The sequence below is a fragment of the Streptomyces sp. C10-9-1 genome, from assembly GCF_024497955.1.
Classification (GTDB): domain Bacteria; phylum Actinomycetota; class Actinomycetes; order Streptomycetales; family Streptomycetaceae; genus Streptomyces; species Streptomyces sanyensis.
This window is the reverse complement of record NZ_JANHKP010000015.1, coordinates 194,230-209,890: the sequence shown is the minus strand read 5'-3', so window position 1 is coordinate 209,890 and position 15,661 is coordinate 194,230. Positions and strand designations below refer to the sequence as shown.

Here is a 15,661-nt window from a genome sequence, read left to right as displayed (position 1 = left end):
CGCGGCCCCGTGACAGGAGTGAACCAAGCCGTTTCCCGTGGCCGTGGCGCGCCGGCCGCGGCGGGGGCCCGCCCGCCGCACGCCCTCGGACCGAACGCCCTCTGTCGCCGAGCGGTCGCGCACAGTACCGTCCCGCGCATGCCGATACGAGTGCGCGGCACCCGCGTGACGCACCACCGCCCCCTGCGCGCCCTCGCGCTGGTCGCCGGGGCCGCCGCATCTGCCGTCCTCGGTCCGCTCGTCACCGGCCCCGCCCAGGCCGCCCACGCCCTGCCCCGCACCGGGTTCGAGCTGACCGCCGGGGCCCGCTGGACCACGGCGGCCGAGGAACGGGCGCTGCTCGGCGCCGTCGACCGCACCCCGGGGGCCGCCGTGGCGCGGATCGGCACCACCGCCCGGGGCCGGCCGCTGCACCTGGTCCGCCTCGGCGAACCGCGCTCCCCGCACACGGTGCTCCTGGTCTGCGGGCAGCACGGTGACGAACCCTCCGGCCGGGAGGCGTGCCTGACGGCCGTCCGCGACCTCGCCCTCACGCGCGACCCGGCGGCCCGGGCCTTCCTCGCGCGGACCCGCCTGCTCGTCGTCCCCACGGCCAACCCGGACGGACGGGCCGCCGGCTCCCGGCTCACCGCGGAGGGCGCCGACGTCAACCGCGACCACATCGCCCTGCGCACGGCCGAGGCGCGGGCGGTGGCCGCGGTGCTGCGCGACCACCGGCCGGACATCGTCGTCGACCTGCACGAGTACGAGGGCTCCCCGTCGTCTCCGGAGCCGGACGTCCTCGACCTCTGGCCCCGCAACCCCAACACCCGCCCCGAGGTGCGCCGGGCCTCGCTCCTGCTGTCCGCCCGGGTGCGCGCCGCGGCCGCGGAGGCGGGCGCGAGCACCGGCACGTTCGGGCTGCGGGCCGGACCGGCGGCGGGCGGGGACGCGGACCGGGCCGCGGGCGGGGCCCAGGAGCGGATGCTCCGCAACGCCGCCGGGATCAAGAACGCCGTCGCCCTCCTCGTGGAGGTCCGCGCGGGCCCCCGCGGCCTGCGGGACGACCCCGCCCGCGAGCGCCGCCGCAGGGTGGACGCCCAGCGTGCCGCCCTCAGGGGGGTGTTCGCCTTCAGCGCGGCCGAGCGGGACCGCGTCGAGGCCGCCACCGAGGCCGCCCGCCGTCCCGCCCCGGGGCCCCTGTACCTCGGCGGCGCCGACAACGACCCGCCCACCCCCGGGCGGACGCTCCCGGACCCGCCCTGCGCCTACCGCCTGGACGCCGCGGCCTACGCCGAGGTGCGCGGCGAACTCGCCCTGCACGGAGTCGCCGTGGTGCCCGACGGCGAAGGGGCCCTGGTGCCGCTGGACCAGCCGCTGCGCGGCCTCGTCCCGCTGCTTCTGGACACGCGTGCGAGCTTTCACCTGGTCCCCGGACGGCCCCTCGCCGCCTGTTGAGAGGCAGGGGGGAGTGCCGCGTGTGGTAGGGGGTAGCGGATGGCGAAATCGCTTCGCCCCTACCCCGTGAAAGGTGCCGCCGGTGTCGCATGACGAAGAGGGACGGGCGGGCCGGGGTGATCTGCCGGTGACGGCGGATCTCCCCGAGCCCGACCACGAGACGGGGCGTCAGCGGACGGACCCCGTGGTGTTCGGCGTGTCCGCCGTGCTCACCGTGGCCTTCGTGCTCTGGGGAGCGCTGGCCACGGACACCCTGGAGGACGTGTCGGCGAGCCTGCTGGACGGGCTCATCCACAACGGCGGCTGGGCCTTCGTCCTGGCCGCCTCCGGCTTCGTGGTCTTCGCACTGTGGCTCGCGGTCAGCCGCTACGGACGGATCAGACTCGGGCAGGAGAACGAGGAGCCCGAGTTCCGCACCGTGTCCTGGATCGCGATGATGTTCAGCGCGGGCATGGGCATCGGCCTGATGTTCTTCGGGGTGAGCGAGCCCCTCTCGCACTTCGTCACCCCGCCGCCGGGCACCTCGCCGCAGGACGCGGCCGAGGCCATGGAAGTCGCCATGGCCACCACGCTCTTCCACTGGACGCTGCACCCCTGGGCCATCTACGCGGTCGTCGGGCTCGCCATCGCCTACGCCTCCTACCGCCGCCGCCGCCGGCAGACCATCAGCGCCGTCTTCGTGCCGCTGATCGGCGAACGCAACGTCAACGGCGTCTTCGGGAGGGTCATCGACATCCTCGCGATCCTGGCGACGCTCTTCGGCTCCGCCGCCTCCCTGGGCCTGGGCGCCCTCCAGATCGGCAGCGGCATGACCGAGCTGAACTGGATGCAGAAGGTCAGCACCGCCCTGCTGATCGGCATCATCGCCGTGCTCACGGCCGCGTTCGTGGCCTCTGCCGTCTCCGGCGTCGAACGCGGCATCCAGTGGCTGTCCAACATCAACATGGTGCTCGCCCTGGTGCTCGCCCTGTTCGTCTTCATCGCCGGACCCACGATCATCGTCCTCGACCTGCTCCCCACCTCGATCGCCGCGTACTTCGGCGACCTGCCGCAGCTCGCGGGGCGCACCGAGGCCAGCAGCGGCGAGGGCGTCGCCGACTGGCTGGGCAGCTGGACGGTCTTCTACTGGGCCTGGTGGATCTCCTGGACGCCGTTCGTCGGCATGTTCATCGCGCGCATCAGCCGCGGCCGCACGATCCGCCAGTTCGTCGGCGGCGTCATCCTCGTCCCGAGCACGGTCAGCCTGATCTGGTTCGCCATCTTCGGCGGCACCGCCATGACCCTCCAGAAGGCCGGCCGGCTGCCCGACGACGCCACCCCGGAGGGCCAGCTGTTCGGCGTGCTCCAGGAGTACCCGGCCGCCACCCTCATGAGCATCCTGGTCATGGTCCTGGTGGGCATCTTCTTCGTCTCCGGCGCGGATGCCGCCTCCATCGTGATGGGCACCCTCTCGCAGCGCGGCTCCTTCGAGCCCACCCGGCCCGTCGTCATCTTCTGGGGCGTGGTCACCGGCGCCGTGGCGGCGATCATGCTGCTCATCGGCGGTGGCGAGGGGGACGCCCTGGCAGGGCTCCAGAACCTGACGATCCTGGTGGCCGCGCCCTTCGTCCTGGTGATGATCGGCATGTGCTTCGCCCTCATGCGGGACCTGCGCCACGACCCCCTGATCGTCCGAGGGGAGCTGGGGACCGAGGCGGTGGAGTCCGCCGTCATCGCCGGGCACGAGCACTACGACGGCGACTTCGAGTTCCGGATCGGTCCGGGCTCCGGCGAGGACGGGGAGGAGTCGCCGGGCGGGCCGCTGGACCGCCCGCCGGCGGGCTCCCGCTGACGGACCCCCACCGCGCCGCCCCGGCCGGGCCCTTCACCGGTGGAAGGGCCCCGCAGCGGGTGGCGCGGCGGGGATCCCGGCGTCAGCCGGCCGCCGCCTCGACCAGGTCCGCCGCGGTACGGGCGCACCCCCAGGCCACCGTGACCCCGGCCCCGCCGTGGCCGTAGTTGTGCACCAGCGGACGCCCGTCCGGCAGGGACTCCGCCTCCAGGCGCACCCCCTCCGCCCGGCAGGGCCGCAGCCCCACCCGGTGGCCCAGGACCCGCGCCCGGGCCACCTCCGGACGGATCCGGGCGCACCGCCGCACGATCGCCGCCGCCGTCGGGCCGTCCGGTTCCGTCGAGGTCCCGCCCTCCTGCGCGGTACCGCCGAGCAGGAGGCGTTCCCCGTGCGGGAGCAGGTAGGTCGTCTCCTCGCCCGCCGGGTCCGCCGCCGTGAACCACTCGGTCACGCCCGGGTTCTCCACCACGACCAGCTGCCCGCGCACCGGGCGCAGCGAGGCGTCCGGGACCAGCTCGCGTGAACCGAGCCCCGTGCAGTTGACCACGGCGGACGCACCCGCATCGGCCGCGGCCCGCTCCAGGCCGCCGGCGGTTCGGCGTTCCACCGTCCCGCCCGCCGCCCGCAGCCGCCCCTGGAGCCAGCGCAGGTGCACCGGCATGTCCACCAGCGGCAGACGCGCCCTCAGCCCGGTGGCGAAGCCCCCCGGCACCTCGCCCGCGCCGACCGCGCGCAGTCCCTGAACCGCCCGGCCCCAGGACCCGAGGCCGTCCGGCGAGATTCCCGCATGCACCCCCTCGACCAGCCGGACCCCGCTGTCCCCGCCGTCCGGCGGCCCCTCGCCCGCCAGCCGCCCGTACACCCGCAGCGAGGCCAGCGCCCACGCGCCGACCCGCTCCTCCGGCTCGATCCGGTAGGGCCACCACAGGGCGCCCGCCACGGCGGACGTGGTCGCCTCCGCGGCGTCCCGGCTCCACACCCTGACCCGGTGCCCCCGCTCGGCGAGTTCCACGGCGGTGGTCAGCCCGGCGACCCCGCCCCCCAGTACCAGCACATCACCCGTCATGCCGGGGACCGTAGCCCACCCGCCCGCCCCGCCACCGGCGGTCGTGCGCACCGGGCGGCCGACGCCCGGCCGCCCCGTGCGCCCCGGCGGCCGGTGGCCGAGGAAGAGAGGGGGAGGCGGAGCGCCCCCCGGCCGCGGCGGCCCCCGCCGTAGAATGCCGCCCTGATGACTGCCACCCTCGTCGCCAAGGATCTCGCCGCCGGCCACGGCGACCGCCCGCTCTTCGCCGGACTGGACCTCGTCGTCGCCCCCGGCGACGTGATCGGCCTCGTCGGCCCCAACGGCGCCGGGAAGTCGACCCTGCTGCGCCTGCTGGCCGGAGCGGACCGCCCCGAGCACGGGGAGGTGCGCGTGTCGCCGCCCGGCGCCTCCGTGGGTCACCTCCCGCAGGAGCCGGAGCGCCGCCCCGGGGAGAGCGTGCGCGCCTTCCTGGCCCGCCGCACCGGGGTGGCGGCCGCGCAGCAGCGGCTGGACGCCGCCACCGAGGCACTGGTCGAGGGCGCGCCCGGCGCCGACGACGCCTACGCGGCGGCCCTGGAGCGCTGGCTGGGCCTCGGCGGCGCCGACCTGGAGGAGCGCGCCGAGGGCGTGACCTCCGCCCTGGGCCTGGGCGTCGGCCTGGACCGGCCGATGACCGGCCTCTCCGGCGGCCAGGCCGCCCGCGCGGGGCTCGCCTCGCTGCTGCTCTCCCGCTACGACGTCTTCCTCCTCGACGAGCCCACCAACGACCTGGACCTCGACGGGCTCGAACGCCTGGAGGACTTCGTCCGCACGCTGCGCGCGGGCACCGTCGTCGTCAGCCACGACCGCGAGTTCCTGGCCAGGACCGCCACCGCGGTCCTCGAACTGGACCTCGCCCAGCAGCGGACCACCCTGTACGGCGGCGGCTACGCGGCCTACCTGGAGGAGCGCGAGACCGCCCGGCGCCACGCCCGCGAGGACTACGAGGAGTACGCCGACCGGCGGGCCGCCCTCGAAGGCAGGGCGCGCATGCAGCGGGCCTGGATGGACAAGGGCGTGAAGAACGCCCGTCGCAAGGCCGGGGACAACGACAAGATCGGCCGCAACTTCCGCAGCGAGGCCAGCGAGAAGCAGGCCGCCAAGGCCCGCCAGACGCAGCGGATGATCGAACGGCTCGACGTCGTCGAGGAGCCGCGCAAGGAGTGGGAGCTGCGCATGGAGATCGCCGCCGCCCCGCGCTCCGGAGCGGTCGTGGCCACCCTGCGCGAGGCCGAGGTGGTGCGCGGCGGCTTCCGCCTCGGCCCGGTCTCCCTCCAGGTCGACTGGGCGGACCGGGTCGCGGTCACGGGGGCCAACGGCGCCGGCAAGTCCACGCTGCTGGCCGCGCTGCTGGGCCGCCTTGAGCCGGACGCGGGCCACGCCTCGCTCGGCCCCGGAGTGGTCGTCGGCGAGGTGGACCAGGCCCGGCGGCTCTTCCACGGTGAGGGGACGCTGCTGGACGCCTTCTGCGCGGCCGTACCCGAGACCGAGCCCGCCGAGGTGCGCACCCTGCTGGCCAAGTTCGGCCTCAAGGCCGGGCACGTGCTGCGTCCCGCCGCCACCCTGTCCCCCGGGGAGCGCACCCGGGCGGCGCTCGCGCTGCTCCAGGGCCGCGGGGTCAACCTGCTCGTCCTGGACGAGCCGACCAACCACCTCGACCTGCCGGCCATCGAGCAGCTGGAGAAGGCGCTGTCCTCGTACCCGGGCACGCTGCTGCTGGTCACCCACGACCGCCGGATGCTGGACGTGGTGCACACCACGCGCCGCGTCGAGGTCGCGGACGGCAAGGTCACGGAGGTCTGAGCTTGGGCTTTAACCTTTGCGGGCTTTCATCCTGTTTCGTTCGGTGATGGTTCCGGGGCGCCTGGTCGTTTTGCCCACGCCGTGGCGGGTGGCCGGATGTCGGTTCCTTGATCCAACTGGGCGCCCTGGTCCTGGTGTTGAGGCTTTCGGCGCGCGGGCCGGGCAGTGCAGGTACGGGCGGAGGTTGCGAAACCCTCGGCGGACTCGTGCCGGGGTGAGCCGGGACGGTGCGACCGGCTTCTCCCAGGGGCGGCGGAGGTCGGACGCGGCCTCGCGGAGGAGCCGGAGCTGGGTGTGGGCCGCGATGACGAGCCAGGTCCAGCGGTCCGCGGCCTGGGGTGTCCGCAGTTTCGGCCGGGTCCAGCCGAGCGTCTGCTTGATCGTCGTCCCAAATGTCGGAGGGATAGCAGCGTCGCCGCGGCAACGTTTCCTCCCTCAAGGACGGGGCGGGGCCGGCCGCTTCGTGGCCGGCCCCCTCCACCCAGGCCACCGTGCGCCCGTCGGGCGTCCGCAGGAACATGACGTCGGTGTTGGTCAGCGCGTGCAACCCGACGGACTGCGCGGCCACCTGGACCGTGCGGTCCTCGCCTCGTGGCAGGACGGCGCAGTGGTCGCGACGGCCCCCAGGGTAAGGCCCGACCCGGCGGGGAACAGGAACCATGTCGGAGGCCATCAGCGCGCGGACAGGTGGGGCATGAGCGGACGACCAGACGGGGTGGGGGCACGACCGCGGCTGGGCAGGTGGTTGCGTGTGGCCGGCAAGGCAGTCGTGTTGACGGTTCTTGGAGCGATGACCGCCTTCATCGGGTACGGGCTGTTCAGCGTCGGGGTCGAAGGTTTCAGGACAGCCGCCGAGTTAGATGCGCACGGACGATCGACGAACGGGACCGTCGTGGCCAGGTACACGACACAAGGAGGCGGCCCGGGCAGCGATCGCACCCGGGTCAAGGTCCGTTTCACCACGGAGCCCGGGACGGCCGTCACGTTCTGGGACGGTGGCAACGACCAGGTCGGCGACACCGTACGGGTCCACTACATCCCGGAACACCCGGAATCGGCGAGCCTCGCCTCGGCCGCAGCCACCCGACTCGGGGCCGGTCTGGTGATCCTGATGGGGATCATGTGCCTTACCCTCACAGTGATCATCCTCCTCCTCGGCGTTAGGGAGCTCCCGCGTGAGTGGCGAGCGGCACGGCGCCGCCGTGCCGACGGCTGACCCGGCGTAGCCGGGCCCGACCGGCGAATGCGCAGGTGGCCAGCGGCGTCCTCCCCGACCAGGTCGAGGGTCGCGTCGCCGCGGCCCCCTCGTCGTCGTCCACCCTGCCGAGTCTGGTCGTGTAGACGCTGAGGGGCGGCGCAACGGCCCCCCCCGTCGCGCGGGGGCGGGCGGTCCCGGGACCGCCCGCCCCCGCGGGGAGGCTCCTCAGCCGCGCCGCCGTCCGCCGCCCCGCTCGCCGCCGAGCAGCCCCGCCTTGCGCAGCGCGTCGGCCATGGCACTGTTCGCGGGCGCGGCGGCCGGGCGCCCGCCGCCCTGCTGCCTGCCCCCGCCGCGGCCCTCGCGCCCGCCGTCGGACCGGCGCTGCTGGGGCGCGCGCCCGCCGCGCTCGCGCCGCGCGCCGCCCGCGGGCGGCGCGGAGGCGTCGTCGTCGAGGCGCAGGGTCAGCGAGATGCGCTTGCGGGGGATGTCCACGTCCAGCACCTTCACCCGGACCACGTCACCGGGCTTGGCCACGTCGCGCGGGTCCTTGACGAAGTCCCGGGACATCGCCGACACGTGTACCAGGCCGTCCTGGTGGACGCCGACGTCCACGAAGGCGCCGAAGGCGGCCACGTTGGTGACCACGCCCTCCAGCACCATCCCCGGCGCCAGGTCGCCGATCTTCTCCACGCCCTCCTTGAAGGCGGCCGTGCGGAAGGCGGGCCGCGGGTCCCGGCCCGGCTTCTCCAGCTCCCGCAGGATGTCGGTCACGGTCGGCAGGCCGAAGGTGTCGTCGACGTAGTCGGAGGGCCGCAGCGAGCGCAGCACCGCCGTGTCGCCGATGAGCCCCGCCACGTCCCCGCCGTGGGCCTTCACCATCCGGCGGACCAGCGGATACGCCTCCGGGTGCACGCTGGAGGCGTCCAGCGGGTCCTCCCCGCCGCGGATCCGCAGGAAGCCCGCGCACTGCTCGTAGGCCTTCGGCCCGAGCCGGGACACGTCCTTCAGGGACCTGCGGGACCGGAAGGGGCCGTGCCCGTCGCGGTGGGCCACGATGTTCTCGGCGAGGCCCGCGCTGATGCCGGAGACCCGCGCGAGCAGCGGCGCCGAGGCGGTGTTGACGTCGACGCCCACACCGTTCACGCAGTCCTCGACCACCGCGTCGAGGGACCGGGAGAGCTTCACCTCCGCCAGGTCGTGCTGGTACTGGCCGACGCCGATGGACTTGGGGTCGATCTTGACGAGTTCGGCCAGCGGGTCCTGCAGGCGGCGGGCGATCGACACCGCGCCGCGCAGCGACACGTCCAGCTCCGGCAGCTCCTGCGAGGCGAAGGCGGAGGCCGAGTAGACCGAGGCGCCGGCCTCCGAGACCATCACCTTGGTCAGCTTCAGCTCCGGGTGCCGGGCGATCAGGTCGGCGGCCAGCCTGTCGGTCTCCCGGGAGGCGGTGCCGTTGCCGATGGCCACGAGCTCGACCGCGTGCTCCCGGGCCAGCCGGGCCAGCCGGGCCAGTGCCTCGTCCCAGCGGTTGGCGGGGACGTGGGGGTGGACCGTGTCGGTGGCCACCACCTTGCCCGTGGCGTCCACCACGGCGACCTTCACCCCGGTGCGGAAGCCGGGGTCGAGGCCGAGGGTCGCCCGGGTCCCGGCGGGCGCGGCGAGCAGCAGGTCGCGCAGGTTGGCCGCGAACACGCGGACCGCCTCGTCCTCGGCGGCCGTCCGCAGCCGCAGCCGCAGGTCGATGCCGAGGTGGACGAGGATCCGGGTGCGCCAGGCCCAGCGGACCGTGTCGCCGAGCCACCTGTCGCCCGGGCGGCCCTGCTGGGAGATGCCGAAGCGGGAGGCCACGAGGGACTCGTAGGAGGAGGGTCCCTCGGTCTGCTCCTCGGGCTCCAGGACGAGGTCCAGGACCTCCTCCTTCTCGCCGCGGAGCATCGCGAGCACGCGGTGCGAGGGCAGGTCGGTGAAGGGCTCGGCGAAGTCGAAGTAGTCGGCGAACTTGGCGCCCGCCTCCTCCTTGCCCTCCCTGACGCGGGCGGTCAGACGGCCGCGGGTCCACATGCGCTCGCGCAGGTCCCCGATCAGGTCGGCGTCCTCGGAGAAGCGCTCGGTGAGGATGGCCCGGGCGCCGTCCAGTGCGGCCGCCGCGTCCGCGACCCCCCTGTCCGGGTCGACATAGGCGGCCGCCGCGGCGGCCGGGTCCGCGCCGGGGTCGCCGAGCAGCCCCTCGGCCAGCGGCTCCAGCCCGGCCTCGCGGGCGATCTGCGCCCTGGTCCGCCGCTTGGGCTTGAACGGCAGGTAGACGTCCTCCAGGCGTGCCTTGGTGTCGGCGGCCCGGATCCGCCCCTCCACCTCCTCGGTCAGCCTGCCCTGCTCCCGGACCGACTCCAGGATCGCGGTCCTGCGCTCCTCCAGTTCCCGCAGGTAGCGCAGCCGTTCCTCCAGGGTGCGCAGTTGGGCGTCGTCGAGCATCTCGGTCGCTTCCTTGCGGTAGCGCGCGATGAACGGCACGGTCGACCCGCCGTCGAGCAGCTCGACGGCCGCCTTCACCTGCCGTTCGCGTACGCCGAGCTCCTCGGCGATCCTGCCTTCGATGGACGTGGTCACGGTTGACTGACTCGCCTTCTCGTGCGGGCTGTGCTTCGGGCCTGCATTCTGCCGGGTGACGGGGACCGTGTCGCGCGCCGGTCCCGCAGGTCGCCGAAGCCGGTGCCGCGTCCGTGCCGGGTCCTCCCGGCGACGCGGAGGCACCCGCGGCCCGCGGTGCCGCCGCGCACGCCGCCGCGGGGAGGGCGTCAGGCGCTGCCCATGAGGTCCGGGGGGAAGGCCCCGGCCGCGAAGGCCGTCATCAGCAGGCTCCGGCCCAGCTCGGTCAGGCGTTCCACCCCGTCGGCGCCCAGGTGCTCGTAGGGGCCGCGGTCCATGAGGTCGGTCCGCTCCTCCAGCTCGGTCCGCAGCGCGGTGCCCGCGTCGGTCAGGCGGCCGTCGGCGTCGAGCAGGCCGCGCCCGAGCAGCCGCTCGCGGGCCGCCCCCCAGTCGTCCCGGCGCCAGCCCCGGGTGGCCAGGATCCAGCCGGGGGCCATGCCCTTGCCGGTCGCCGTGTGGCTGACGAGCGCCTCCAGGGGATCGAGCTCCGCGAGGAGCAGCGCCGCCAGGTGGGCGTCGCCGCGGTGCTCGCGCAGCAGCGTGGCGGCGTGCCACAGCGCCAGGTGGGGCTCCTCGGGCACGGGCAGGTCGGCGTGGGCCGAGTAGAGGGGGCGGGCATGGCGGGAGCAGCCCTCGGCGGCCCGCAGGGCGAGTTCCGCCGCCTCCTCCAGTTCCTTGGACGCGATCACCTGCTCGCCGAGGAGCCGGCGCAGGGTGGTGTCGGCTGCCCGGGTGCGCGCGGCCAGCACCTGCTCCGGGTCGGCGGTCTCCCACACGGCGGGCAGGTGCCGGGCGACGAGTTCGGGGTTGAAGTTGTAGAAGGCGGCCGCGACGGCGCCGGGTCCCACGGCCCCCATGGCCGCCGAGCGGCTCGCGAAGTAGGCGGCCCTGGCGTCGGCCACGCCGAGGCCGGACAGCTCCCTGTCCAGGTCGGGGGAGAAGTAGACGGTCGAGTGCAGGGGGTTGAGCGCGTTGTGGCACCGGCGTCCGGCGCGTGGGGGCAGAGGCGTCATGGCCGCAGGTTACCGACTGGTCGGTACGGACGTACAGCCCTGGACGGCGTCCCGCGGGCGGCGCTCCCGGCGGCCGGACCCGCCGCCCCGGGGCTCAGCCCCCGTCCGTCGCGGGTGCCCAGGTGAAGCGCGGGGAGCGGCGCTCCAGGAAGGCGCCCACGCCCTCCGCGGGGTCGCCGCTGCCGGCCGCGGCCGCCGCCCAGAAGGCGTCGCGGTCGGTGCGGCCGTCCGTGAACTCCTTGGCGGCGCACTGGGTGAGCAGGGAGCGTGTCCCCAGGACCCGGGTGAACTCCGCGGCCCGCTTGCCCAGTTCCGCGCCCGGCAGCACCTCGTCCACCAGCCCGGTGCGCAGCGCCCGTCCGCTGTCGACCAACTCACCCGAGAACAGCAGGTACTTGGCCGCCGAGGGGCCGACCAGCCGGGCCAGCCTCCGGGTCGAGGAGGCCGGGTAGACGATCCCGAGCTTCGCCGGGGTGATGCCGAACCGCGCGTCCTCGGCGGCGAAGCGCAGGTCGCACGCGGCCGCCAGCTGGCAGCCGCCGCCCACGCAGTACCCCCGCACCACGGCCAGCGTCGGCTTGGGGAAGGAGGCCAGCGCCTCCTCCGCGCGCACGGACAGCGCCTGCGGGTCCTCGCCGGGCTCGCGCAGCGAGGAGATGTCCGCCCCCGCGCAGAAGGTGCCGCCCGCTCCGGTGAGCACCAGCGAGCGCACCGCCGGGTCGCCGGCCAGCGGGACGAGTGCCTCGGGCAGGGCCCGCCACATCGCGGTGGTCATCGCGTTGCGCTTGGCGGGGTTGTCGAGGGTGAGGGTGGCGACCCCGTCCGCCACGGCGACCGCAAGCCGGGGCTCGGGCTTCTCGGAGTGCTGCATGGTGCGGATGCTATCCGGCGTACGGGCCCGTACGCCGGGCGGTCCACGGGAGGAGGGGTGCTGCGCGGAACAGGGGGCGCGGATAAAGCTGCTGAAACGATCGGCCTCCCCGAACGGACAGAACCCCGCTCCGAGCAGTCGCGGCGGGGGCGCCGCCCACCGCGTTCGGTCGCGTGTCGTACAAAGGCGGTCAGTTGCGATCGGCTCCCCGGTCCGGACCATCTCGCTGCCAACACTGATGACCCGATGGTCCCGGAACGAGCAAGGGTGTCGACGTGACTCCACCCAGGCGTGAACGCGCGGGCTTCCCGCGGTCGCGGCCGGGCCGCGTGGCAGACGGCCCGCCCGGCCCTGCCGGGGGCGCCCGCCCCGCCGACGCGGTCCGCGTCCCCCGCGCGCCCCGGTGCGGCGCACGCGAACCCCGCGGCTCGTCCGGCCGCCTCCCGGGCCGTCAGGCCACCGGCCGGCGGTGCCGCGGACACCGCACGTGGAGTCCGGGGCCGCACGCGCGGGCGGCGAACGGGAGCACCTCCCGCGTCGCGGCCGCGCGATCCCCCTACGAGCGCGGCAGGTCCCGTGCGGGCAGAAAGGCAGTGCAGGTGAACAGTGCGCATCCAGGCACCCGGTCGAGATCGGAGCAGTCGGGGGAAACCGTTCCCCACCCCGCTGGAGCGGGACGTCACCTGGCCGGGTCCTGATGGAGAGCCGGGAGAGCGCGCCCGCCGGGCCGCTGTCGTACGAGGGGGTCTGGAGGTTCACGGCCCCGGCCGTCGACGCGTCCGTCCCGCAGTCCCGCAGGGCGGTCCGCGAACTCCTCGTGCGGCAGGGCGTCCCGGTGGCCGACGACACCGTGCAGGGGCTGCTGCTGATCGTCTCCGAACTGGTCACCAACGCCGTCCGGCACGCCGCGCTGCTCTCCCCCGAGGTGGTCGTCGAACTCGCCGTCGGCAGCCGGTGGATCCGGGTGTCCGTCGAGGACGACCACCCCTACCGGCCCCGGGCCCTGGAGGCCGACTCCGCCCAGACCGGCGGACGGGGCCTGCTGCTCGTGAGGGAGGTCACCCGCGAGGCGGGCGGCAGGTGCGACATCGAGCAGACGGCCGGGGGCGGGAAGGTCATCTGGGCGGAGCTGCCGCTGGTGCCCGCCCTGTTCACCGACCCGGCCCCGCTCTGAACGCGTCACCCGGTCCCGGGATACGCCCCGCGGCCGGACCGCGCAGGTGACGACGGAACCGCCCCGGGACCCGGCCCGGGGCGGCTCGGGGCGGTCACCAGCCCCCGGCCGAGCCGGTCAGCTCCCGGATGGCGGGGCGCGCCGCGTCCAGCACCGTCGTGAACCAGGCGGAGAAGACGGCCGAGTCCTGCAGCGAGGCGAGCTCCCCGGGGGAGACGAAGGCGGTCTCGCCCACCTCCTCGGGGTCGGGGCGCAGCGAGGACTGCGCCATGCCCACGAAGAGGTGGTTGAACTCCTGCTCCACCAGCCCCGAGGCGGGATCGGGGTGGTTGTAGCGCACCGTCCCCGCCTCGGCCAGCAGCGAGGGGGAGACGCCCAGCTCCTCGTACGTGCGCCGCGCCGCCGCCGCGAAGGGCGACTCGCCGGGGTAGGGGTGCCCGCAGCAGGTGTTGGACCAGACGCCGGGGGAGTGGTACTTGCCCGCCGCGCGGCGCTGGAGCAGCAGCCTGCCCTGCTCGTCGAAGAGGAAGACCGAGAACGCGCGGTGCAGCTGCCCGGGCGCCTGGTGGGCGGCGAGCTTCTCCGCGGTGCCGATGGTGCTGCCCTGCTCGTCGACGAGTTCGAGCAGGATCGCCGGGGAGGTCCCGTTCGACGAGCTGTTCGCCTCGGTGGCTGGTGTGATCGGCATGTCCGTCCTTCGCATCGGTCCTCGGCCGTGGGGAGCCCGGCCCAGTCTGCCGCAAAGACGGTGCTTCTCCGCACTTCGGCCCTCTGGCATGTCCGGTCACCGCCGCCCGCGGTCCACGGTGGCCGGAAGCAGCGGTGCCGCCGTCAGACCCCGAAAGCCGCCGGATAGCGGATCGTGCCGCCCGGGACCTCGTCCGATCCGTCCAGCACCAGGGCCATCAGGGCCTCGTCCGGCACCTCGAAGGACGTCCGGATTCCATGGGTGGACGCCCGTACGAAACCGAACCGGGGGTAGTAGCCGGGGTGCCCCAGCACCACCACCAGGCGCTCGCCCCGGGCCCGAGCGGCCTCCAGCACCGCCCGGATCACCGCCGTGCCCGCACCCCGGCCCTGCCACGCGGGGGCGGTCGCCACGGGGGCCAGTGCCAGGGCGGGTGCGCCGCCGACCCGGCAGCGGGTGAGCAGCGCATGGGCCGCGACGGAGCCGTCCGGTGCCTCGGCGACATGGGACAGCCCGGTCAGCCACGCTTCTGGGTCCCGGCGCAGCGCGTCCACCAGCCGGGCCTCGTCCTCGGTCGGGAAGGCCGCCGCGTGGAGCGCGTGCACGGCCGCGGCGTCGGCCCGCCTCTCGGGCCGGGTGGGCCAGCGGTGGGCCGCAGGGGCGCCGGCCGTGGGCGGCTGCCCGGTCCCGCGGCCGCGGGCCGCGGCCTTCGCGCGGTCCGGCTCCCGGTGCGGGGAGCCGTGCGGGTGCTGGGAGGAGGTGTCGGACAATGGGGAGTTCCTTGGTCGGGGAGGGCCACGGCGGCGGCGCGGTGCGGGGGCGGTGGGGGCGGGGCCGGGCCCCGCCGGGTGGTCGCCGGGCCGGGGCCCGGCGACCGCGTGCGGCTCCTCGGCGGGAGCCGCGGTCAGTGGCACAGCCGCGCCTCGTGCTCGGCGTGGCCGACCGGTTCCAGCTGGAAGGTGCAGTGCTCGACGTCGAAGTGGCCGCCGATGCAGCCCTGGAGCTCGTGCAGCAGCTTCTCGTGGCCGACCGAGTCCAGCATCTCCTGGCTGACCACCACGTGCGCCGACAGTACGGGCATCCCGGAGGTGATGGTCCAGGCGTGCAGGTCGTGCACGTCCTCCACGCCCGGCAGCTCCAGGACGTGGCGGCGGACCTCGGCCATGTCGACCCCTTCGGGGGCCGCCTCCAGCAGGACGTTCAGGGTCTCCCGCAGCAGCCGCAGCGTGCGCGGGACGATCATCAGGCCGATGGCCAGGGAGGCGATCGGGTCCGCGTACTGCCACCCGGTCGCCAGGATGATCCCCGCGGAGACCAGCACCGTCACCGAACCCAGGGCGTCGGCCAGCACCTCCAGATAGGCCCCGCGGACGTTCAGGCTCTCCTTCTGGCCGCGGACCAGCAGCGACAGGGACACCAGGTTGGCCAGCAGGCCGACCAGCGCGAACACCACCGTCAGGCCGCCGCGGGTCTCGGTCGGCGTGATGAACCGCCCCACCGCCTCGAACAGCAGGTAGCCGCCCACGCCGAGCAGGAGCAGGCAGTTCGCCAGCGCGGCGAGGATCTCCGCCCGGGCGAGGCCGAAGGTCCGGTTCCCGGCCGCGGGCCGGGAGGCGAAGTGGATGGCGAGCAGGGCCATGCCCAGCCCCACCGCGTCCGTCGCCATGTGGGCGGCGTCCGCGATCAGGGCGAGGGAGCCGGACACCACGCCGCCCACGATCTCCACCACCATCACGCCGAGGGTGATGGAGAGCGCGATCCTCAGCCGGCCGCGGTAGGCCGCCGCCGCGGTCCCCGTCGGCGGGGGGCCGTGCGTGTGTCCGTGGTCGTGCCCAGCCCCCATCGGATGCCTCCCGTGGAACGTCGCCGTCATGCCTTCCAGCGCTCAGTGAACTACGGGGTGGGGGTATGGTCAACACGGGACTGAACACCGT

Annotated in this window: 11 protein-coding genes and 2 pseudogenes; 5 read left to right on the top strand and 8 right to left on the bottom strand. The window is 75.0% G+C overall.

From position 1 onward, the window contains the following. The first annotated feature begins 138 nt into the window (after positions 1–138). On the top strand, positions 139–1,437 hold the full coding sequence (locus NPS70_RS22190) for a M14 family zinc carboxypeptidase (protein WP_256526118.1): 1,299 nt from the start codon (positions 139–141) through the stop codon (positions 1,435–1,437). 82 nt (positions 1,438–1,519) lie between these two features. Further along, the gene (locus NPS70_RS22185; RefSeq protein WP_256526117.1) at positions 1,520–3,268 is read left to right on the top strand and encodes a BCCT family transporter; all 1,749 of its coding nucleotides are present in this window, start codon (positions 1,520–1,522) and stop codon (positions 3,266–3,268) included. Between the two features lie 82 nt (positions 3,269–3,350). Here the strand turns inward: NPS70_RS22185 and NPS70_RS22180 are convergent, their stop codons facing one another. Then, the gene (locus tag NPS70_RS22180) at positions 3,351–4,334 is read right to left on the bottom strand and encodes an FAD-binding oxidoreductase (protein WP_256526116.1); all 984 of its coding nucleotides are present in this window, start codon (positions 4,332–4,334) and stop codon (positions 3,351–3,353) included. A gap of 165 nt (positions 4,335–4,499) precedes the next feature. Here NPS70_RS22180 and NPS70_RS22175 point away from each other — a divergent pair, with 165 nt between their 5' ends. Further along, positions 4,500–6,137, top strand: a complete 1,638-nt coding sequence (locus NPS70_RS22175; RefSeq protein ID WP_256526115.1) for an ABC-F family ATP-binding cassette domain-containing protein — start codon at positions 4,500–4,502, stop codon at positions 6,135–6,137. 9 nt (positions 6,138–6,146) lie between these two features. On the opposite strand, the pseudogene NPS70_RS22170 reads toward NPS70_RS22175, so the two are convergent. Further along, a pseudogene (locus NPS70_RS22170) lies at positions 6,147–6,518 on the bottom strand (transposase); the annotation flags it as partial. Positions 6,519–6,888: 370 nt separating this feature from the next. Between NPS70_RS22170 and NPS70_RS22165 the strand changes: the two are divergent. Next, on the top strand, positions 6,889–7,353 hold the full coding sequence (locus tag NPS70_RS22165) for a DUF3592 domain-containing protein (protein WP_256526114.1): 465 nt from the start codon (positions 6,889–6,891) through the stop codon (positions 7,351–7,353). A 207-nt stretch (positions 7,354–7,560) separates the two neighbouring features. Here NPS70_RS22165 and NPS70_RS22160 read toward each other — a convergent pair whose 3' ends face one another. The 3 genes from NPS70_RS22160 to NPS70_RS22150 form a co-directional block, all read right to left on the bottom strand. Continuing rightward, positions 7,561–9,942: a Tex family protein gene (locus tag NPS70_RS22160; RefSeq protein WP_256526113.1), complete on the bottom strand. Its 2,382-nt coding sequence runs from the start codon at positions 9,940–9,942 to the stop codon at positions 7,561–7,563. A gap of 188 nt (positions 9,943–10,130) precedes the next feature. After that, on the bottom strand, positions 10,131–10,994 hold the full coding sequence (locus NPS70_RS22155; RefSeq protein ID WP_256526112.1) for a hypothetical protein: 864 nt from the start codon (positions 10,992–10,994) through the stop codon (positions 10,131–10,133). Positions 10,995–11,088: 94 nt separating this feature from the next. Beyond that, positions 11,089–11,865 (bottom strand): enoyl-CoA hydratase/isomerase family protein, encoded by a 777-nt coding sequence (locus NPS70_RS22150; protein WP_256526111.1) that lies wholly within the window; start codon positions 11,863–11,865, stop codon positions 11,089–11,091. Between the two features lie 697 nt (positions 11,866–12,562). On the opposite strand from NPS70_RS22150, the gene NPS70_RS22145 reads away from it, so the two are divergent. After that, a complete protein-coding gene (locus NPS70_RS22145) occupies positions 12,563–13,039 on the top strand; it encodes an ATP-binding protein (RefSeq protein ID WP_256526110.1) in 477 nt (158 codons plus the stop codon). 94 nt (positions 13,040–13,133) lie between these two features. Here the strand turns inward: NPS70_RS22145 and idi are convergent, their stop codons facing one another. From idi to NPS70_RS22130, 3 genes and pseudogenes are all read right to left on the bottom strand, one after another. Continuing rightward, positions 13,134–13,727, bottom strand: a complete 594-nt coding sequence (gene idi / locus NPS70_RS22140; RefSeq protein ID WP_256526109.1) for an isopentenyl-diphosphate Delta-isomerase — start codon at positions 13,725–13,727, stop codon at positions 13,134–13,136. A gap of 143 nt (positions 13,728–13,870) precedes the next feature. Next, positions 13,871–14,386 (bottom strand): annotated as a pseudogene (locus tag NPS70_RS22135) (GNAT family N-acetyltransferase); the annotation flags it as partial. 245 nt (positions 14,387–14,631) lie between these two features. After that, the gene (locus NPS70_RS22130; protein ID WP_256526108.1) at positions 14,632–15,570 is read right to left on the bottom strand and encodes a cation diffusion facilitator family transporter; all 939 of its coding nucleotides are present in this window, start codon (positions 15,568–15,570) and stop codon (positions 14,632–14,634) included. Positions 15,571–15,661: the final 91 nt, after the last annotated feature.